This window comes from Streptomyces sp. NPDC001373 (assembly GCF_042895815.1).
In the GTDB taxonomy this organism is placed as follows: Bacteria; Actinomycetota; Actinomycetes; order Streptomycetales; family Streptomycetaceae; genus Streptomyces.
This window is the reverse complement of the sequence record NZ_JBIAWQ010000001.1, coordinates 813,566-832,986: the sequence shown is the minus strand read 5'-3', so window position 1 is coordinate 832,986 and position 19,421 is coordinate 813,566. Positions and strand designations below refer to the sequence as shown.

Below are 19,421 nucleotides of genomic sequence, written 5' to 3'. Positions count from 1 at the left end.
CCGGCCGACTTAACCGGCGTGTCCGTCGACTGTCACAGCACTGTCACAGCCGCCTTTGGCCGCCCCCGCCGCCGCCCCCGCCGCCGGATCCGTCGCGCGCGACGGTCGAAGTCCCGACGGCCGATGGGACAGAATGAGCGCGTGCCTTTCCTGTTGCTGATCGAGGACGACGACGCCATCCGCACGGCCCTCGAACTCTCCCTGACACGCCAGGGCCACCGAGTGGCCACCGCGGCGACGGGTGAGGACGGCCTGAAACTGCTCCGCGAGCAGCGGCCGGACCTGATCGTGCTCGACGTCATGCTGCCCGGGATCGACGGCTTCGAGGTGTGCCGGAGGATCCGCCGCACCGACCAGCTGCCGATCATCCTGCTCACCGCTCGCAGCGACGACATCGATGTCGTCGTCGGCCTGGAGTCCGGAGCCGACGACTACGTCGTCAAGCCCGTCCAGGGGCGGGTGCTCGACGCCCGCATCCGGGCCGTGCTGCGCCGCGGCGAGCGCGAGGCCAGCGACTCCGCCGTCTTCGGGTCGCTCGTCATCGACCGGGCCGCCATGACCGTCACCAAGAACGGCGAGGACCTCCAGCTGACGCCCACCGAGCTGCGGCTGCTGCTGGAACTCAGCCGCCGGCCCGGTCAGGCGCTCTCCCGCCAGCAGTTGCTGCGCCTGGTGTGGGAGCACGACTACCTGGGCGACTCGCGGCTCGTCGACGCCTGCGTGCAGCGGTTGCGCGCCAAGGTCGAGGAAGTCCCCTCCTCGCCCACACTGATCCGTACCGTCCGGGGTGTCGGCTACAGGCTGGACTCCCCGCAGTGATCAAGGCCCTGTTCGCGGGCCGACGCTGGACCAGCCTGCGGTTGCGGCTGCTCGTGGTGTTCGCCCTGGTCGCCCTGGTGGCCGCCGTCTCCGCCTCCGGAATCGCCTACTGGCTCAACCGCGAGGCGGTGCTCACCCGTACCCAGGACGCGGCCCTGGGCGACTTCCGCCAGGAGATGCAGAACCGGGCCGCGGCCCTGCCCGCCGAGCCCACCCCCGAGGAACTGCAGCGCACCGCCGAGCTGATGGCGGGCAGCAGCCCCGGGTACAGCGTGCTGCTCGTGCACGAACGCAAGGACAGGCGGCTGGTGTTCGGCGCGGCCGGAGCGGCCTCGTTCGGGCTGGACGACGTACCGAAGTCGCTCCAGAACGCGGTGAACGACCGCCAGAAGACCACGACCGCCAACGACGCCGAGTACCACATGTACTGGCAGCGCACGAAGCCCGGCGGCAACCCGTACCTGGTCGGTGGCACGCGGATCGTGGGCGGCGGACCCACCGGCTACATGTACAAGTCCCTCGCCACGGAGCGGGACGACCTCAACGCGCTGGGCTGGTCGCTGACCATCGCGACGGGCCTGGCGCTGCTCGGGTCGGCGCTGCTCGCCCAGGCGGCGGCGCGGACCGTCCTCAAGCCCGTCCAGCGGCTCGGCGAGGCCGCGCGGCGGCTGGGCGAGGGGGAGTTCGACCACCGGCTCGAGGTGTCGGGGACCGACGAACTCGCCGACCTCTCGCGCACGTTCAACCGGACCGCGGAGGCGCTGGAGAAGAAGGTCGCAGACATGAGCGCCCGCGAGGAGGCGAGCCGGCGGTTCGTCGCAGACATGAGCCACGAACTGCGCACGCCGCTGACGGCGTTGACGGCCGTGGCCGAGGTGCTGGAGGAAGAGGTCGACGACCTCGACCCGATGATCGCGCCGGCGGTGGGCCTGGTGGTCAGCGAGACGCGGCGGCTGAACGACCTGGTGGAGAACCTGATGGAGGTCACCCGCTTCGACGCGGGGACGGCGCGGCTGGTGCTCGACGACGTGAACGTCGCCGACCAGGTCACGGCGTGCATCGACGCGCGGGCATGGCTGGACGCCGTCGAGGTCGACGCCGGACGCGGGATCGTGGCACGGCTCGACCCGCGCCGGCTGGACGTGATCCTGGCCAACCTGATCGGCAACGCGCTCAAGCACGGCGGTTCGCCGGTGCGGGTGTCGGTGCGGGTCGAGGGGGAGTGGCTGGTCGTCGCGGTCAAGGACAACGGGCCCGGCATCCCGGAGGAAGTGCTGCCGCACGTCTTCGACCGCTTCTACAAGGCGAGCGCGTCCCGGCCGAAGTCGGACGGCAGCGGCCTGGGCCTGTCGATCGCCATGGAGAACGCGCACATCCACGGCGGCGACATCACGGCCGCGAACGGCCCGGAGGGCGGGGCTGTCTTCACGCTGCGGCTTCCGGTGGACGTGGGGAAGGTGATCGCCGGTGGCGGCACGGACGCGTAGGGCGTACGGGACGCGTACGACGACGGGCGGGGCGCGTAGGACCCGTAGGACGCTGTGGGTGGTGGGGGCCGCGGGCGCCCTGGCCGCGGTGCTGTCCGGGTGCGGGATCCGGGCGACGACCGTACCGGTCGACGTCGGCCCCGCCCCGTCGCGGGTCTCCTGCGACACCCCCGACCTGCCGTCCGGGCAGGGCGGGGTGCAGGGGTTCCGCGCCAGGATCGAGCTGGTCTGCGGATCGCAGCTGGTGGAGGTGGAGCGGGTCGTCCCGGTCCCCGAGAAACGGACCGGGCGCGAGCCCGCGACGCTGGTCGCGCAGGCCCTGCTGGAGGAGCTGGAACGCACCCCGTCCGAGCAGGAGCGGGAGGGCGGCTTCACCACCGGGGTACCGGACGGGCTGACGGCCGGCCCGGCGCGGTCCGGCGACCCGGCGGGCACGGTCCGGCTCAGCCGCAAGCCCGAGGACCTGCCGCCGGTGGCCCTGGCGCAGATCGTGTGCACCCTGTCCGCGAGCGACGCCGTCTCGGCGGGCCCGGGCCCCGTGGTCCTGGGCGGCCCGGACGCCGACCCGCCCCGAGCCTGGGAGTGCACGGACGCGGTCCGCTCCAGACCGGAATCGGCCCCGACCCTGGGCGAACTGGTACGCCCGACGGCATCGCCGTCCCCGTCGGCGTCCTGACACGACGGGGGGCTCGCGGCGCGGGCCCGTCATCGCCCCCGCGAGAGGTCGGGGCCGGCCGTGCGGGTGGTCGGGCCGGGGCGGTGCCCCGCGGGGGCGGGACCGCAACGGCGGACCGGGACCGCCCGGCCGAGGTCCCGTTCCCGGGTCCCGGCCTCCTGCTCAGTACCGCCCCGGCGCGGGCACCGGCACCCCCCCCGCCGGAACGCCGACGGCCCTCTCGGGGGGAGCCGAGGGGGCCGTCGGGGGAGGGGGAGGGGCTAGAGGCCCATCGCCGCTGCGAGGTCCTTCTTCACCGTGTCCAGGATCTCCTGGCCGCGGAGGCGGGCCGAGGCGAGGTCCGAGGCTTCCGCCACCGGGACGACCACCTCCAGGTAGCACTTCAGCTTGGGCTCCGTGCCGGACGGGCGGCAGATCACCCGGGCCTTGTAGTCGCCCTCCAAGTAGTAGCGCAGGCCGTCCGTCGGGGGGAGTTTCTCCGTGCCCTGGGACAGGTCCTCCGCCGAGACCACCCGCAGGCCCGCCAGGGCCGTCGGGGGTTCCGCGCGCAGCCGCGCCATCGCGTTCGCGATGATCGACAGGTCCTCGACGCGGACCGAGAGCTGGTCGGTGTGGTGGAGGCCGTGGGCCATCGCCAGGTCGTCCAGCAGGTCGGTCAGGGTGCGGCCCTGCTCCTTGAGCACCGAGGCCAGCTCGGCGACGAGGAGGGCGGCGGTGATGCCGTCCTTGTCGCGGACGCCCTCGGGGTCCACGCAGTAGCCGAGGGCTTCCTCGTAGCCGTAGCGCAGGCCCTCCACGCGGGAGATCCACTTGAAGCCCGTGAGGGTCTCCTCGTAGCCGAGGTTCGCCGCCTCGGCGATGCGCCCGAGGAGGGACGAGGACACGATCGACTCGGCGAAGACGCCCTGCGCGCCCTTGTGGACCAGGTGGGCCGCCAGGAGGGCGCCGACCTCGTCGCCGCGCAGCATGCGCCAGTCGCCGTCGTCGGGGACCGCCACCGCGCAGCGGTCGGCGTCCGGGTCGTTCGCGATCACGATGTCCGGCTGGACCTCGGCGGCCTTCGCGAAGGCCAGGTCCATCGCGCCCGGCTCCTCCGGGTTGGGGAAGGCGACCGTCGGGAAGGCCGGGTCCGGCTCCGCCTGCTCGGCGACGAGCACCGGGGTGGGGAAGCCGTGCCGGGCGAAGGCGGCCATGACGACGTCCTTGCCGACGCCGTGCATGGCCGTGTAGACGGTGCGCACGCCCCGGGGGGACCCGGGGGTCAGGACGGAGTCCGTGCGCGCCAGGTAGGCCTCCAGGACCTCCTCGTCGAGCTGCAGCCAGCCGTCCGGGGGGCGGGGGACGGACGCGAGCGTGGTGATCGCGTCGATCTCCGCCGCGATGCGCGCGTCCGCCGGGGAGACGATCTGCGAGCCGTCGCCGAGGTAGACCTTGTAGCCGTTGTCCCGGGGAGGGTTGTGGCTCGCGGTCACCTCGACGCCGGCGACGGCTCCCAGGTGCCTTATCGCGTACGCGAGGACGGGCGTGGGGAGGGGGCGGGGCAGTACGGCCGCGCGCAGACCGGCGCCCGTCATGACGGCCGCCGTGTCGCGGGCGAAGTCCGCGGACTTGTAGCGGGCGTCGTAGCCGACGACCACCAGGCCGCCCTCGTGGCCCTCCGCCTTCAGGTAGGCCGCCAGGCCCGCCGCGGCGCGGATGACCACGGAGCGGTTCATCCGCATCGGGCCCGCGCCGATCTCGCCGCGCAGTCCGGCGGTGCCGAACTGGAGCGTGCCGGAGAAGCGGTCCGCGAGCTCGGCGGTGTCGCCCGCGTCGAGGAGCGCGCGCAGCTCGGCCGCCGTCTCCTCGTCGGGGTCCTCCGCCAGCCAGGTCCGGGCCCGGGTGAGCAGGTCGTCCTGTGCCTGTTCCACTAGTTCCGCCTTGCCTCTCGTACGTCGTCGGTCGTCGATCAGATGCGGGCGAGGACCTGCGTCAGCAGCGTGCCCATGCGGGCGGCGGAGTCGCGGCCGGCCTGGAGGACCTCTTCGTGGTTGAGCGGCTCGCCGGACAGGCCCGCGGCCAGGTTGGTGACCAGGGAGATGCCCAGCACCTCGGCGCCGGCCTCACGGGCGGCGATGGCCTCCAGCACGGTGGACATGCCGACCAGGTCGGCGCCCATGACGCGGATCATGTTGATCTCGGCCGGGGTCTCGTAGTGCGGGCCGGGGAACTGGACGTAGACGCCCTCTTCGAGGGTCTCGTCGATCTCCTTGCACATCGCGCGCAGGCGCGGGGAGTACAGGTCGGTGAGGTCCACGAAGTTCGCGCCGACGATCGGCGAGGCCGCGGTGAGGTTGAGGTGGTCGCTGATCAGGACGGGCTGGCCGGGCTTCATGCCCTCGCGCAGGCCGCCGCAGCCGTTGGTGAGGACGACGGTCTTGCAGCCGGCGGCGACGGCGGTACGGACGCCGTGTGCGACGGCGGCGACGCCGCGGCCCTCGTAGAAGTGGGTCCGGCCGAGGAAGAGCAGCGCGCGCTTGTCGCCGATCTTGTACGAGCGGATCTTGCCGCCGTGGCCCTCGACGGCGGGCGGCGGGAAGCCGGGCAGCTCGGTGACCGGGAACTCGGCCTCGGGCGCCCCGAGCGCCTCTGCGGCGGGGGCCCAGCCGGAGCCCATGACGAGGGCGACATCGTGGGATTCGACGCCGGTGAGCTCGCGGAGGCGGGCGGCGGCGGCGTCGGCGGCGGCGAAGGGGTCGGTAACAGATGCGTTCACGCAGACGAGCGTAGCCGCTGTTGGCCTACGCGCGTAGATGGCACAGCTCACGGTGTTCGGATCGTTGCCTTGTCGTTTCCGCCGAATCGTCCCGGAGGGGGCCCGGAGGGGGTCCGGAGGGGGTCCGGAAGGTTTTCCGGAGGAGTGGGAGGAGGTCCGGAGAGGTGGGGCGGGCCCCTGCCGGCCGGGACGTCGCGCGGCCGGGCTGGAGCCTCCGCCCGGCGGGGCTGGACGGAAGCCGGGGCTCCGCCTCAGGCCCCGCCCGGCTTCAGCACGGTCGCTTGCGGAGCTCCATCACGTAGTCGTGCGGGGCGCCCGCCGATTCCGCGGCGTCGGCGATCTCGCCGAGGTAGCGCGCCGACGGCAGGCCGCCCTCGTAGCCGTTGAGGACGTAGCACCAGGCGGCCTCCTCGCCGTCCAGCGTGTGGACCCGGATCCGCATGCGGCGGTAGATGTCCAGGCCGACGCCCTCCCAGCGGTCCATGGAGTCCTCGTCCAGCGGCGCGATGTCGTAGAGGGCGACGAAGACCTGCTGGCGGGGGGCTTCCACGACGGTGGCGAGGGCGCCCTCCCAGCCCATCTGCTCGCCGCCGAAGGTCAGCCGCCAGTCGTTGATCCAGCCCGTGCCGCGCAGCGGCGAATGCGGAGCGCGGCGCGTCATCAGCCGCGGGTCGAGGTTGCCGGCGTACGCGGCGTAGAGCGACATGAGGTCGAGGGTACGGGAGGGGCGCCCCGGCACGCGTGCCCGGATGGCGCACGGATGAAAGGACCGGGAGTGGAGCACCTTGAAGCGTGCGGGACAATGGGCGTGGAATGCATCCCCCGGGGAGACCCCCCGGATCGCCGGCCGGGGCGGCAGCCGGCCGGGCAGACGTGAGGCGGAGTTTTCGTGACCCGGATCGTGATCATCGGCGGCGGACCCGGCGGGTATGAGGCGGCCCTGGTGGGGGCCCAGCTCGGCGCGGAGGTGACGGTCGTCGACTGCGACGGCCTGGGCGGGGCGTCGGTGCTGACCGACTGCGTGCCGTCGAAGACCCTCATCGCGACCGCCGAGGTCATGACCACCTTCGACTCCTCGTACGAGGAGCTCGGCATCGTGGTCGCCGACGACACCCCGCCCATCGAGCAGGCCGCGCGCGTCGTCGGCGTCGACCTCGGCAAGGTGAACCGGCGTGTGAAGCGCCTCGCGCTCGCCCAGTCGCACGACATCACCGCGTCCGTGACCCGCGCCGGCGCCCGCGTCCTGCGCGGCCGCGGCAAGCTCGGCGGGCCGCAGGGCATCGACGGCACGCGTGACGTCATCGTCACCGCGGCCGACGGCACGGAGACGATCCTCACCGCCGACGCCGTGCTGATCGCCACCGGCGGCACCCCCCGCGAGATCCCCGACGCGATGCCGGACGGGGAGCGGATCCTGAACTGGACCCAGGTATACGACCTGGAGGAGCTCCCCGAGGAGCTCATCGTGGTCGGCTCCGGTGTGACCGGTGCCGAGTTCGCCGGCGCGTACCAGGCGCTGGGCTCCCGGGTGACCCTGGTCTCCTCGCGCGACCGCGTGCTGCCGGGCGAGGACCCGGACGCGGCCGCCGTCCTGGAGGACGTCTTCCGCCGCCGTGGTATGAACGTCATCGGCCGCTCGCGCGCCGAGTCCGCCAAGCGGGTCGGCGACCGGGTCGAGGTCACCCTCTCCGACGGCCGGGTCATCAGCGGCACCCACTGCCTGATGGCGGTCGGCGCGATCCCGAACACCAAGGACATGAACCTGGAGGAGTCCGGGGTCCGCCTCAAGGAGTCCGGGCACATCTGGACCGACAAGGTGTCGCGGACCTCCTCGCCGGGCGTCTACGCGGCCGGCGACGTGACGGGCGTCTTCGCGCTGGCGTCCGTCGCCGCCATGCAGGGGCGCATCGCGATGTACCACTTCCTCGGTGACGCGGTGGCCCCGCTGAACCTGAAGACGGTCTCCTCGAACGTTTTCACCGACCCCGAGATCGCCACTGTCGGTTACACCCAGGCCGACGTGGACGCCGGGAAGATCGACGCCCGTGTCGTGAAGCTGCCCCTGCTGCGCAACCCGCGCGCCAAGATGCAGGGCATCCGGGACGGCTTCGTGAAGCTGTTCTGCCGTCCGGGCACCGGGATCGTCGTCGGTGGCGTGGTCGTCTCGCCGCGCGCGAGCGAGCTGATCCACCCCATCTCGATCGCCGTCGACAACAACCTGACGGTCGAGCAGATCGCAAACGCGTTCACCGTGTACCCCTCGCTGTCGGGTTCGATCGCCGAGGTCGCCCGCCAGCTGCACACGCGCAAGGCGGCCGGAGAGGCGTAGGGGCCCGCGCCGCCCGGAGCCAACCAGCCCTCCCCGCACGGGGGTTGGGGCGGGTTTCGGATACGGGCGGCGGCGCGCCGGTGGACGCGGGGTGTCGGTTCGGACGCGTATACCACTTGTCGCCCCACCGTATGGACAACTTCGGTATTCCGGCGCAAGGAGCTGAAAGCAGACGGTCGTTGGGGTTACTGTCAGTTTCGTGTTCGCTGCTGAACGTCGCCAACTGATCCTCGAAATGGTGCGGGCCAACGGGGCGGTATCCCTCCGTGAGCTCGCCCGCGTCGTCCAGACCTCCGAAGTGACCGTACGGCGGGACGTGCGGGCACTGGAGGCAGAAGGACTCCTCGACCGCCGACACGGCGGTGCGGTCTTGCCGGGTGGTTTCACGCGGGAGTCCGGCTTTCCGCAAAAGTCCCATCTCGCGACGGCGGAGAAGACCGCCATCGCCGACGTGGCGGCCGGCCTCGTCGAAGAAGGCGAGGCCATCGTCGTCGGCGCGGGTACCACGACCCAGGAGCTGGCCCGCCGGCTCGCCCGGGTGCCCGGCCTCACCGTCGTCACCAACTCGCTGCTCGTCGCCCAGGCGCTGGCGCACGCCAACCGGGTGGAGGTGGTGATGACCGGCGGCACGCTGCGCGGGTCGAACTACGCCCTCGTCGGCAGCGGCGCCGAGCAGTCCCTCCAGGGGCTGCGGGTCTCGCGGGCCTTCCTGTCCGGCAGCGGCCTGACCGCCGAGCGCGGGCTGTCCACGTCCAACATGCTCTCCGCGAGCGTGGACCGGGCGCTGGTGCAGGCGGCGGCGGAGGTCGTGGTCCTCGCCGACCACACGAAGCTGGGCACCGACACGATGTTCCAGACGGTGCCGACGGACGTGATGACCCGGCTCGTGACGGACGAGCCCCCGCCGCACGACGACCGGGCCGCCACCGAGCTCCAGGCGCTGGCCGACCAGGGCGTGCAGATCACCGTGGCCGGCTCCGCCCCGGCCTCCGGCGGGCACGGCGGCACCGGGGACGGCATGGCGGGGCGCAGGCAGCGCCGGGAGCCGCCGCTGCCGGTCCAGCGGCGCGGCGGACCCACCGCCCAGCTGCGGAGCGCTCCCGCGTCGATGCTGGAGCAGCAGGCGGGGGAGCGGGCGCGGGTCGCGGACATGCGGCGCCGCTAGAGGCGCGTCACCCCGAGCCGCCGGCCGGTGTCCACCGGGCCGTCCCCGCCAGGGCGGCCCGTCGGACACCGGCCGACGCTGCCCGTGGCCCCGCCGGCGTGTGAGGTGCGGGGCTCTGGGTCGGAGCCCCCAGTGAGCGGGAGAGGGGTGGGCAGGGGACTCCGTCCCGCTGGGCCCGGTACGCGGCGGGAAGCGCGAAGGCCCCCGACCGGTGAACCCGGGCGGGGGCCTTCGTCAGGTGCGGGGAGGTCAGTCCTTGATCTCGCAGATCGTGGCGCCCGAGGTGAGGGACGCGCCGACCTCGGCGGTCAGGCCGACGACGGTGCCGGAGCGGTGCGCGTTCAGCGGCTGCTCCATCTTCATCGCCTCCAGGACGACGATCAGGTCGCCCTCCTTGACCTGCTGGCCCTCCTCCACGGCGACCTTGACGATCGTGCCCTGCATCGGGGACGCGAGGGTGTCGCCGGAGGCGGCCGGGCCGGACTTCTTGGCGGCGCGGCGCTTCGGCTTGGCACCGCCCGCGGCGGCCGTACGGGCCAGGGTCATGCCCAGCGAGGACGGGAGGGAGACCTCCAGGCGCTTGCCGCCGACCTCGACGACGACCGTCTCGCGGCCGGGCTCGTCCTCGGCGTCCTCGGCGGCCGGGGCCGCGAAGGGCTTGATCTCGTTGACGAACTCGGTCTCGATCCAGCGGGTGTGGACCGTGAACGGGTTGCCGTCGGCCGGGGCGAACGCCGGGTCGGCGACGACCGCGCGGTGGAACGGGATGGCGGTGGCCATGCCCTCCACGTTGAACTCCGCCAGGGCGCGGGCGGCGCGCTGGAGGGCCTGCTCGCGGGTGGCGCCGGTGACGATCAGCTTGGCGAGCAGCGAGTCCCAGGCGGGGCCGATGACCGAGCCGGACTCCACGCCGGCGTCCAGGCGGACGCCCGGGCCGGTCGGGGCCTCGAACCTGGTGACGGTGCCGGGGGCGGGCAGGAAGTTGCGGCCCGGGTCCTCGCCGTTGATGCGGAACTCGAAGGAGTGGCCGCGCAGGACCGGGTCCCCGTAGCCGAGCTCCTCGCCGTCGGCGATGCGGAACATCTCGCGGACCAGGTCGATGCCGGCGACCTCCTCGGTCACCGGGTGCTCGACCTGGAGGCGCGTGTTGACCTCCAGGAAGGAGATGGTGCCGTCGGTGCCGACGAGGAACTCGACGGTGCCGGCGCCGACGTAGCCGGCCTCCTTGAGGATGGCCTTGGACGCGGCGTAGAGCTCGGCGTTCTGGGCCTCGGACAGGAAGGGGGCCGGGGCCTCCTCCACGAGCTTCTGGTGGCGGCGCTGGAGCGAGCAGTCGCGGGTGGAGACGACGACGACGTTGCCGTGGGAGTCGGCCAGGCACTGGGTCTCGACGTGGCGGGGCTTGTCGAGGTAGCGCTCGACGAAGCACTCGCCGCGGCCGAAGGCGGCCACGGCCTCGCGCACGGCGGACTCGTACAGCTCGGGGACCTCTTCGAGCGTGCGGGCGACCTTCAGGCCGCGGCCGCCGCCGCCGAAGGCGGCCTTGATCGCGATGGGCAGCCCGTGCTGCTCGGCGAAGGCGACGACCTCGTCGGCCCCGGAGACGGGGTCGGGGGTGCCGGCGACGAGCGGGGCTCCGGCGCGCTGGGCGATGTGGCGGGCGGCCACCTTGTCGCCGAGGTCGCGGATGGCGTGCGGCGGCGGGCCGATCCAGGTCAGGCCCGCGTCGATGACGGCCTGGGCGAACTCGGCGTTCTCGGACAGGAAGCCGTATCCGGGGTGGATGGCGTCCGCACCCGAGTCGGCGGCGGCCTGCAGGACCTTGCCGATGTCGAGGTAGCTGGTCGCCGGGGTGTCACCGCCCAACGCGAAAGCTTCGTCTGCCGCGCGGACGTGCAGAGCGTCCCGGTCCGGATCGGCGTAGACGGCTACGCTCGCGATCCCGGCGTCCCGGCAGGCCCGAGCAACGCGGACAGCGATTTCGCCACGGTTGGCGATGAGCACCTTGCGCACGATGGCTCCCTCCTTGAAACAAGCTGAGTTTAGGGACTGCCGACACGGCCTTTCGACCCTTCCCCGGTGGTGAGCTTGCCCACACAGAGCGTGATGCGAGTGCCCCTTGAGTGTGGAAACCCTTGTGTCGCCCCAGGTCAGGGAGATCCCCGACTGCACAGTAACCCCGTGGCGCGTCGGAGGTCTCTGTTCGGCGGGTCAGCGGCCCCTGCTGATTCTTTGTGGAGTCCCTACGAACGGCCTATGCATTCTTTGCGTGACAGCCGTCACGGCCCCCCTCCTGTAACGAAGCCGCCGCGACCCCTTGTCCGCAGGTTTACTCGTTAGTAGCCTCCGTGGCGTCGAACACGCTTGTGGCGTGGGAGGGATGGGGGCGTCGTGCTGCGCAGACTCGTGGCGGGGCTGGGCGCGCTCGCGCTCGTCGCGGAGGCGGCGGTGCTCGTGCTCGTCCATCTGGTGCTCGGCCGGACGACCGCCGACCAGTCGATGTCGGTCGCGGGCAGCGATCCCGACGTCATGTCCAAGGCCGCCTACGGCCTGGGCGCTGCCATCGGCGCGTTCCTCCTGCTGACCGCCGTACTCCTCGCCGTGGCCGCCCTGCGCGACCGCCCGCCCGGCCGTATCGCCCGGGCCGTCCTGGTCGCCGCCGCCGTCACCCACGGGGTGCTCGGCGCCCTCGCCGTCGGACTCGTCGGCTGGGACGCCTTCGCGGCGACGACGGCGGTCTTCTGCCTGATCGTGCTGACCCTGACCCTCCACGCCGACCGGGCGGCGCCGACGGCACCCGGGAAGGGGCTCAGACCCACAATTCCGTGATGGAGACGTCCAGTTCCCCCAGCAGGGAGCGCAGCAGCGGCATCGACAGGCCGATGACGTTGCCGGGGTCCCCCTCGATGCCGTCGATGAACGCCGACGACAGCCCGTCCAGGGTGAACGCACCGGCCACGTGCAGCGGCTCGCCGCTCTCCACGTACGCCGCCACCTCCGCGTCCGTCGGCTCGCCGAAGCGGACCGTCGTCGAGGCCGTCGCCGAGACCTGGCGCCCCGACGCCGTGTCGATGACGCAGTGCCCCGTGCGCAGCACGCCGGCCCGCCCGCGCATCGACTTCCAGCGGGCCGTGGCCTCCGCCGCGTCCGCCGGCTTGCCCAGCGCCTCGCCGTCCAGCTCCAGCACCGAGTCGCAGCCGATCACCAGCGCGCCGGCGGCATCGGGGAGCTCCGCCACCAGGCCCGCCTTGGCCTCGGCCAGGGCCAGCGCCAGGTCGGCCGGGTTGTCGTGGTTCAGCGTGTCCTCGTCGAAGCCGCTGACGATCACGTGCGGGGCCAGACCGGCCTGCCGCAGCAGGTTCAGCCGGGCGGGGGAGGCGGAGGCGAGGACGAGCGTGCGTACGGTCATGAGGGCCATCGTAGGGCGGCCCGCGGACCGGATCCGGGGGCGGACCTAGAACGGGGCCACGCCGAGGACGTACACGCCGACCAGCACCGCCAGCAGCACCACCACCAGCATCCGCCGCAGCATCGCCTGGGCGTCGCGCATGTCCTTCGGCGGCTCGTCCTTCGGGTCTGACCAGAGCATGCTCCGATCCTTTCCCCGGCACGCCGGTGGCGCCTGAGTACGGGTACTCAGGCGCCACCGTCCGTTCGCGCCATCTTTCCCCCGGCGGGGGACGGCTCAGCCCTGGCTGGGCCAGTACGTACGGCCCCACGCCCGCGGCCCCGGCCGCAGCGCGTGCCGGCGGGCCACCCGGGCCGGCGCGGCCCACTCGTCCGGGACCCGGGGCGCGCCCGACGGGGCCGAGGCCATCGCCGCCGCGCGCAGTCGGACCACCGCCAGTGCGGCGGCCAGCTCCTCGGGGGTCGGGTTGCCCTTGACGACCTTGATCACCACTGTGAGCTCCTCGGGAACCTAGAGGGGGATGTTGCCGTGCTTCTTCGGGGGCAGCGACTCCCGCTTGGTGCGCAGCTGCCGCAGGCCCTTCACCACGTGGGCGCGGGTCTCGGACGGCATGGTCACCGCGTCGATGTAGCCGCGCTCGGCGGCCGTGTAGGGGTTGAGCAGGGTGTCCTCGTACTCGGTGATGAGCCGGGCACGGGTCTCCTCCACCTCCTCCGGTGCGGCCTCCGCGATCGTGCGCCGGTGCAGGATGTTCACCGCGCCCTGCGCGCCCATGACGGCGATCTGGGCGGTCGGCCAGGCCAGGTTCAGGTCCGCGCCGAGGTGCTTGGAGCCCATGACGTCGTAGGCGCCGCCGAAGGCCTTGCGGGTGATGACGGTGATGAGGGGGACGGTGGCCTCGGCGTAGGCGTAGATGAGCTTCGCCCCGCGCCGGATGATTCCGTTGTACTCCTGGTCGGTGCCCGGGAGGAAGCCCGGCACGTCGACGAAGGTCAGCACCGGGATGTTGAAGGCGTCGCAGGTCCGCACGAAGCGCGCGGCCTTCTCCGAGGCGTTGATGTCCAGGCAGCCGGCGAACTGCATCGGCTGGTTGGCGACCACGCCCACCGGGTGTCCCTCGACCCGGCCGAAGCCGGTGAGGATGTTCGGGGCGAACAGGGACTGGGTCTCCAGGAACTCCCCGTCGTCGAGCACGTGCTCGATCACGGTGTGCATGTCGTACGGCTGGTTCGCGCTGTCGGGGATCAGCACGTCGAGCTCGAGGTCGGCGTCGGAGACCTCGGTGTCCGCCTCCTCCGGGAAGGCCGGCGGCTCCGACAGGTTGTTCGACGGCAGGTACGCGAGCAGCGACTTCACGTACTCGATGGCGTCCTTCTCGTCGCCCGCCATGTGGTGCGCCACGCCCGAGGTGGAGTTGTGGGTGCGCGCACCGCCCAGCTCCTCGAAGCCGACGTCCTCGCCGGTGACCGTCTTGATGACGTCGGGGCCGGTGATGAACATGTGCGAGGTCTGGTCCACCATGACCGTGAAGTCCGTGATGGCGGGGGAGTACACCGCGCCGCCCGCGCAGGGGCCGACGACCAGGCTGATCTGCGGGATCACGCCCGAGGCGTGGACGTTGCGGCGGAAGATCTCGCCGTACATGCCCAGCGCGCTGACGCCCTCCTGGATACGGGCGCCGCCGGAGTCGTTGATGCCGATGACGGGGCAGCCGGTCTTCAGCGCGAAGTCCATCACCTTGATGATCTTCTGGCCGTAGACCTCGCCGAGGGCCCCGCCGAAGACGGTGAAGTCCTGCGAGAACACGGCCACCGGACGGCCGTCCACCGTGCCGTAGCCGGTGACGACGCCGTCGCCGTAGGGGCGGGTCCTCTCCAGCCCGAAGTTGGTCGACCGGTGCCGGGCGAACTCGTCCAGCTCGACGAACGACCCCTCGTCCAGCAGCAGCGCGACCCGCTCACGCGCCGTCAGCTTGCCCTTGGCGTGCTGCTTCTCGACGGCGCGCCCGGAACCGGCGTGCGTGGCTTCCTCGACTCGGCGCCGCAGGTCCGCGAGCTTGCCCGCGGTCGTGTGCATGTCGATCGGCTCTGAGGGTTGGGACATCGGGGTCGCGGCTCCCTGTGTGGTGTCAACTGCCTGGTCAATTGATTGACTGCTGCTGGCTACTGGTGCGTAGCGTATCGGCGGGCATGGCGCTCGGCAGTGCGGCGTTTGACACACCTACATTGGCTTGCATGACTCCACAAGATGCTTCAGCCGGAGCGGGCGCGGGCCGCTGGTCGAACCTGGACCGCCCGCCACTGAACGCCTCCGCGCTGACCAAGGCGCTCGTCACCCCCGACGGCCTGTGGACCTCGTTGGAGGTCGTCGCCTCCACCGGGTCCACCAACACCGATCTCGCCGCCCGGGCCGCCGAGCTGCCCGAGGGGGCCGTGCTGGTCGCCGAGGAGCAGACCGCCGGTCGTGGTCGGCTCGACCGCAGCTGGGTCGCGCCGGCCCGGTCCGGGCTGTTCGTCTCCGTCCTGCTCAAGCCCGGCCCGGGTGTGCCGGAGGAGCGGTGGGCGTGGCTGACCCTGCTCGCCGGGGTGGCCGCGGCGACCGGGCTCTCGCGCGCGGCGGGCGTGGACACCCTGCTCAAGTGGCCCAACGACCTGCTGGTGACCGTGGACGGCGAGGAGCGCAAGGCCGGCGGCATCCTCGCCGAGCGGGTGGGCGACGGGGTGGTCATCGGGATCGGCCTGAACGTGACCCTCACCGAGGACGAGCTCCCCGTGCCCGGGGCGGGCTCCCTGGCCCTGGCGAAGGCGACGGTCACGGACCGGGAGCCGCTGCTGAAGGCCGTGCTGCGGTCGCTGGAGGAGTGGTACGGGCGCTGGCGCGACGCCGCCGGGGACCCGGGGGACAGCGGGCTCCAGGAGACGTACGCCGCCGGCTGCGCCACGCTCGGCCGGCACGTCCGGGCCGACCTGCCGGGCGGCCGGACGCTCACCGGTACGGCCGAGGCGCTGGACACCGACGGGCACCTGGTCATCCGGACGGCCGAGGACGAGCGGGTGGCGGTGGGAGCGGGCGACGTGGTCCACCTCAGGCCGGCGCGGTAGGGGCCGGGCCGGGGCGGGAGGCGGCGCCGGTCCCGCCGGTGACCTGTCTGGCCGAAGCGGTCACGCGGCGCTGATGCGGAGGCGCGCGCCCGGGAACGGGACCGGGCGCGCGGGGGAAACCGCCGGGAACGAGCGGTTTTCAGGCACGCGCGGACCCGTGGGCCGGGCTCCGGCGCCCCGGAGGCGAAGAGCGTCCCGGAAGAGGGGGGAGTGAGCTACGGCACACCTGCCGTATGGTTTAGGCGATCCCGGTCCTCGCGGTGATCAACCGGTTCGGCTGTGCGCACGGAATGGACAGGAGGCGGCCCTTGACCGTCGACGACTCTACGTCCAGCGCGTCCTCGTCCGGCTCCGCGGGAGGTCCCGGCACCCCGATCGGGCGGGACCGGCACACCCCCTTCCACGAGGTGGACCACGCGGCCCAGCCCACGGCCGACCCGCTCGCCATCCGGCTGGAGCAGCTCATCCTGGGCGCCGAGCGCCGCTACACGCCCTTCCAGGCGGCCCGCAGCGCCGGCGTCTCGATGGAGCTGGCCTCCCGCTTCTGGCGGGCCATGGGCTTCGCGGACATCGGGCAGGCCAAGGCGCTGACGGAGGCCGACGTGCTGGCGCTGCGGCGCCTGGCCGGCCTGGTGGAGGCGGGGCTGCTGAGCGAGCCGATGGCGGTGCAGGTGGCGCGTTCCACCGGGCAGACCACCGCCCGCCTGGCGGAATGGCAGATCGACTCCTTCCTGGAGGGGCTGACGGAGCCGCCGGAGCCCGGGATGACCCGCACGGAGGTCACGTACCCGCTGGTCGAGCTGCTGCTGCCGGAGCTGGAGGAGTTCCTCGTCTACGTGTGGCGGCGCCAGCTGGCGGCGGCCACGGGCCGGGTGGTGCAGGTCGCGGACGACGAGGAGATGGTCGACCGGCGGCTCGCGGTGGGCTTCGCCGACCTGGTGGGCTTCACTCGGCTGACCCGGCGGCTGGAGGAGGAGGAACTCGGCGAGCTGGTCGAGTCCTTCGAGACGACGGCGGCGGACCTGGTCGCCGCGCACGGCGGCCGGCTGATCAAGACGCTCGGCGACGAGGTGCTGTACGCCGCCGACGACGCGGCGACGGCGGCGGAGATCGCGCTGCGGCTGATCGAGACGATGGAGGCGGACGCGCAGATGCCGGAACTGCGCGTGGGCATCGCGTTCGGGACGGTGACGACCCGGATGGGCGACGTCTTCGGGACGACGGTGAACCTGGCCAGCCGGCTGACGTCGATAGCGCCGAAGGACGCGGTGCTGGTGGACGGCGCGATGGCCGAGGAGCTGGGCCGGGTGGGCGCGGCGCCGGTGTCGGAGAAGTCGGCGGAGAAGGAGGAGGGCGGCGGCTCGTACCGTTTCGCGCTCCAGCCGATGTGGCAGCGGCCGGTGCGCGGACTGGGTGTCGTGGAGCCCTGGTCGTTGACGCGGCGGACGCCTAAGATCCCGGGGTAACGTTCGTTAACTTTTCCGGGGAGAGTGTGCCGTGGGCAGGAGCGAGAGCCGTTACGGCGAGTTCGTGGCGGTGCGGCGGCACGGTGACGGCGACGTGGTCGCCGAGCTGGTGCTGGACCGGCCCAAGGCGATGAACGCCGTCTCGACGGAGATGGCGCGCTCGATCTCCGCCGCCTGCGACGCGCTCGCGGCCGATCCCGGCGTACGGGTCGTCGTGCTGACCTCGACCCACGAGCGGGCCTTCTGCGTGGGGGCGGACCTCAAGGAGCGCAACTCGCTGTCGGACGCCGAGCTGGTGCGCCAGCGGCCGACCACCCGGGGTGCGTACGGGGGCGTGCTGGAGCTGCCGATGCCGACGATCGCGGCGGTGCACGGCTTCGCGCTGGGCGGCGGCTTCGAGCTGGCGCTGGCCTGCGACGTGATCGTGGCCGACGCGACGGCGGTCGTGGGGCTGCCGGAGGTGTCGGTGGGCGTGATCCCGGGCGGTGGCGGCACGCAGCTGCTGCCGCGCCGGGTCGGGGCGGCGCGGGCCGCCGAGCTGATCTTCACGGCCCGCCGGGTGGAGGCGGCCGAGGCCCTGTCCCTGGGGCTGGTCGACGAGGTGGCCCCGGCCGGCGAGGACCGTGCGCGGGCGCTGGAGCTGGCCGCGGCGATGGCGGCGAACTCCCCGGTCGGACTGCGCGCGGCCAAGCGGGCGCTGCGGCTGGGGCACGGGATGGACCTGGCGGCCGGGCTGGAGATCGAGGACGCGGCCTGGCGGACGGTGGCCTTCTCGGGCGACCGGGCGGAGGGCGTGGCGGCGTTCAACGAGAAGCGCAAGCCGGAGTGGCCCGGGCAGTAGGACGGGCCGGCTGCGCGGCGTCGGCAGGGGCGGCAGGGGCGGCCGCGCGGCGGTGGCCGGCGTGGGGCCGGCCGCGCGGCGGTGGCCCGTGGTGCCGGTCGTGCGGTGGTGGTCCGTGGTGCCGCTCGTGCGGCGCCGCCGCGTGGTGCGGTTTCGAGATCACCCAAAATCGTGGTTTTCATCACTAAATCGGATAAAACTCCCTAGTCTGGGGTGATGGGAGTTGACGGGCGGCTTCGGGCCGTCGTGGGCCTCGCGCAGGCCATGGCGGCGGCCTGCGCGCCGCGGGACAGTGTCCGGGCCGCCGCCCGGGGGGCCCGGCTGGCGATGGACGGATCCTTCGCCGCCATCTCGGCCTGGGAGCGGGAGCGGGGCCGGCTGCGGGTCCTGGTGAACGAGGGGGAGCTGCGGGCCGGGGAGGAGGAGTTCCCCGAGGACGAGTCCTACCCGGTGCACGACTTCCCGGAGATCACCGAGTTCCTGCACGAACGCTGGGTCGGCGGCGGCGGGCCGCACGCCTGGGTCGACAGCGCCGACGGCGGCCGGCCGGGGCGCCGGAGCGCGGCCCTGAGGGCGCGCGGGCGCGGGACGTGCGTGGTGGCGCCGATCGTGCTCAGCGGGCGCGCCTGGGGGGAGCTGTACGTCGCCCGGAATGCCGGGCTGGACGGCTTCGACGACACCGACGCGGAGTTCGCGACCGTCCTGGCGGCCGTCGTGGCGGCCGGGCTCGCGCAGAACGAGCGCCTGGAGGAGGCCCGGCGGCTGGCCTTCACCGACCCGCTGACCGGCCTGGCCAACCGGCGGGCCGTGGACATGCGGCTCGACGAGGCCCTGGAGGAGCACCGGCGCACGGGTGCGGTGGTGAGCCTGGTCGTCTGCGATCTGAACGGCCTGAAGAAGGTGAACGACACCCTCGGGCACGCCGCGGGCGATCGGTTGCTGGAACGTTTCGGCTCGGTGCTCAGCCTGTGCGGGGCCATGCTCGCGGGCGCACTGGTCGCACGGCTGGGCGGGGACGAGTTCTGCCTGGTCGGCGTGGGCCCGTCGGCGGACGAGGTGGTGCGGGTCACCGAGGAGGTGTGCGCGCGGGCCGCCTCGCTGGAGCTGGGGGAGGGCGTGGCCTGCGGGGTGGCCTCCACCGGGGACCCGATCGGGCCGGTGAAGTCCTCCCGGCGGCTGTTCCGGCTTGCGGACGCCGCGCAGTACAAGGCGAAGGCCGCCCGGTCGGTAGGCCCGGTGGTCGCGGGGCGGGACACCGCGGTGGTCCGGCTGGCCGACGCCGCGGCGCGGGAGGCTCCGGGCGAGCGGCGGCGGTTCCGGGGGCGGCAGCAGGAGCTGTAGGCGCAGGTGGGGCGGGCGCTGCCGGCGGGGTT

The 19,421-nt window shown here is 73.1% G+C and carries 18 protein-coding genes; 10 read left to right on the top strand and 8 right to left on the bottom strand.

What is annotated here, in order from left to right; translation table 11 throughout:
* Positions 1-141: 141 nt before the first annotated feature.
* From afsQ1 to ACFY15_RS04065, 3 genes are read left to right on the top strand one after another with little or no spacing between them, the layout of a single operon-like run.
* Positions 142-819 carry a two-component system response regulator AfsQ1 gene (gene afsQ1 / locus ACFY15_RS04075; protein WP_185117195.1) on the top strand — a complete coding sequence of 226 codons (678 nt, stop codon included), beginning with the start codon at positions 142-144 and terminating at the stop codon, positions 817-819.
* Positions 816-2,306 carry a sensor histidine kinase gene (locus ACFY15_RS04070; protein WP_390687738.1) on the top strand — a complete coding sequence of 497 codons (1,491 nt, stop codon included), beginning with the start codon at positions 816-818 and terminating at the stop codon, positions 2,304-2,306. The genes afsQ1 and ACFY15_RS04070 overlap by 4 nt, the downstream gene beginning before the upstream one ends.
* A gap of 58 nt (positions 2,307-2,364) precedes the next feature.
* On the top strand, positions 2,365-2,982 hold the full coding sequence (locus ACFY15_RS04065) for a hypothetical protein (RefSeq protein ID WP_390687739.1): 618 nt from the start codon (positions 2,365-2,367) through the stop codon (positions 2,980-2,982).
* Between the two features lie 260 nt (positions 2,983-3,242).
* On the opposite strand, the gene ACFY15_RS04060 is transcribed toward ACFY15_RS04065, so the two are convergent.
* The 3 genes from ACFY15_RS04060 to ACFY15_RS04050 all read right to left on the bottom strand — a co-directional run bounded on the left by ACFY15_RS04060 (position 3,243) and on the right by ACFY15_RS04050 (position 6,443).
* The gene (locus ACFY15_RS04060; RefSeq protein WP_390687740.1) at positions 3,243-4,892 is read right to left on the bottom strand and encodes a phospho-sugar mutase; all 1,650 of its coding nucleotides are present in this window, start codon (positions 4,890-4,892) and stop codon (positions 3,243-3,245) included.
* 38 nt (positions 4,893-4,930) lie between these two features.
* Positions 4,931-5,737 carry a purine-nucleoside phosphorylase gene (locus tag ACFY15_RS04055; protein WP_390687741.1) on the bottom strand — a complete coding sequence of 269 codons (807 nt, stop codon included), beginning with the start codon at positions 5,735-5,737 and terminating at the stop codon, positions 4,931-4,933.
* A 268-nt stretch (positions 5,738-6,005) separates the two neighbouring features.
* The gene (locus ACFY15_RS04050) at positions 6,006-6,443 is read right to left on the bottom strand and encodes a gamma-glutamylcyclotransferase (RefSeq protein ID WP_125603982.1); all 438 of its coding nucleotides are present in this window, start codon (positions 6,441-6,443) and stop codon (positions 6,006-6,008) included.
* A gap of 183 nt (positions 6,444-6,626) precedes the next feature.
* Here ACFY15_RS04050 and ACFY15_RS04045 point away from each other — a divergent pair, with 183 nt between their 5' ends.
* Positions 6,627-8,066 (top strand): NAD(P)H-quinone dehydrogenase, encoded by a 1,440-nt coding sequence (locus ACFY15_RS04045; protein ID WP_389620907.1) that lies wholly within the window; start codon positions 6,627-6,629, stop codon positions 8,064-8,066.
* A 235-nt stretch (positions 8,067-8,301) separates the two neighbouring features.
* Positions 8,302-9,231: a DeoR/GlpR family DNA-binding transcription regulator gene (locus ACFY15_RS04040; RefSeq protein ID WP_390687777.1), complete on the top strand. Its 930-nt coding sequence runs from the start codon at positions 8,302-8,304 to the stop codon at positions 9,229-9,231.
* A 249-nt stretch (positions 9,232-9,480) separates the two neighbouring features.
* Here the strand turns inward: ACFY15_RS04040 and ACFY15_RS04035 are convergent, their stop codons facing one another.
* Complete coding sequence (locus tag ACFY15_RS04035; RefSeq protein WP_390687742.1) at positions 9,481-11,244, bottom strand: acetyl/propionyl/methylcrotonyl-CoA carboxylase subunit alpha; 1,764 nt, start codon at positions 11,242-11,244, stop codon at positions 9,481-9,483.
* Positions 11,245-11,622: 378 nt separating this feature from the next.
* Here ACFY15_RS04035 and ACFY15_RS04030 point away from each other — a divergent pair, with 378 nt between their 5' ends.
* Positions 11,623-12,060, top strand: coding sequence for a hypothetical protein (locus tag ACFY15_RS04030; RefSeq protein WP_390687743.1), 438 nt, complete (start codon positions 11,623-11,625; stop codon positions 12,058-12,060).
* Here the strand turns inward: ACFY15_RS04030 and ACFY15_RS04025 are convergent.
* From ACFY15_RS04025 to ACFY15_RS04010, 4 genes are all read right to left on the bottom strand, one after another.
* Positions 12,041-12,649, bottom strand: a complete 609-nt coding sequence (locus ACFY15_RS04025; protein WP_390824956.1) for a nucleoside triphosphate pyrophosphatase — start codon at positions 12,647-12,649, stop codon at positions 12,041-12,043. The genes ACFY15_RS04030 and ACFY15_RS04025 overlap by 20 nt on opposite strands.
* 36 nt (positions 12,650-12,685) lie before the next feature.
* Entirely contained in the window at positions 12,686-12,820 is a 135-nt protein-coding gene (gene mmpB, locus ACFY15_RS04020) for a morphogenic membrane protein MmpB (RefSeq protein WP_390687745.1), read from the bottom strand.
* Between the two features lie 96 nt (positions 12,821-12,916).
* Positions 12,917-13,129 carry an acyl-CoA carboxylase subunit epsilon gene (locus tag ACFY15_RS04015; protein ID WP_390687778.1) on the bottom strand — a complete coding sequence of 71 codons (213 nt, stop codon included), beginning with the start codon at positions 13,127-13,129 and terminating at the stop codon, positions 12,917-12,919.
* Positions 13,130-13,150: 21 nt separating this feature from the next.
* Positions 13,151-14,743, bottom strand: a complete 1,593-nt coding sequence (locus tag ACFY15_RS04010; RefSeq protein WP_390687746.1) for an acyl-CoA carboxylase subunit beta — start codon at positions 14,741-14,743, stop codon at positions 13,151-13,153.
* A gap of 131 nt (positions 14,744-14,874) precedes the next feature.
* On the opposite strand from ACFY15_RS04010, the gene ACFY15_RS04005 reads away from it, so the two are divergent.
* The 4 genes from ACFY15_RS04005 to ACFY15_RS03990 all read left to right on the top strand — a co-directional run bounded on the left by ACFY15_RS04005 (position 14,875) and on the right by ACFY15_RS03990 (position 19,389).
* Positions 14,875-15,741, top strand: a complete 867-nt coding sequence (locus ACFY15_RS04005) for a biotin--[acetyl-CoA-carboxylase] ligase (RefSeq protein ID WP_390687747.1) — start codon at positions 14,875-14,877, stop codon at positions 15,739-15,741.
* Between the two features lie 308 nt (positions 15,742-16,049).
* A complete protein-coding gene (locus tag ACFY15_RS04000; RefSeq protein ID WP_366450294.1) occupies positions 16,050-17,207 on the top strand; it encodes an adenylate/guanylate cyclase domain-containing protein in 1,158 nt (385 codons plus the stop codon).
* Positions 17,208-17,238: 31 nt separating this feature from the next.
* Entirely contained in the window at positions 17,239-18,048 is an 810-nt protein-coding gene (locus ACFY15_RS03995) for an enoyl-CoA hydratase/isomerase family protein (RefSeq protein ID WP_390687748.1), read from the top strand.
* 216 nt (positions 18,049-18,264) lie between these two features.
* Positions 18,265-19,389 carry a diguanylate cyclase domain-containing protein gene (locus tag ACFY15_RS03990; protein WP_390687749.1) on the top strand — a complete coding sequence of 375 codons (1,125 nt, stop codon included), beginning with the start codon at positions 18,265-18,267 and terminating at the stop codon, positions 19,387-19,389.
* Positions 19,390-19,421: the final 32 nt, after the last annotated feature.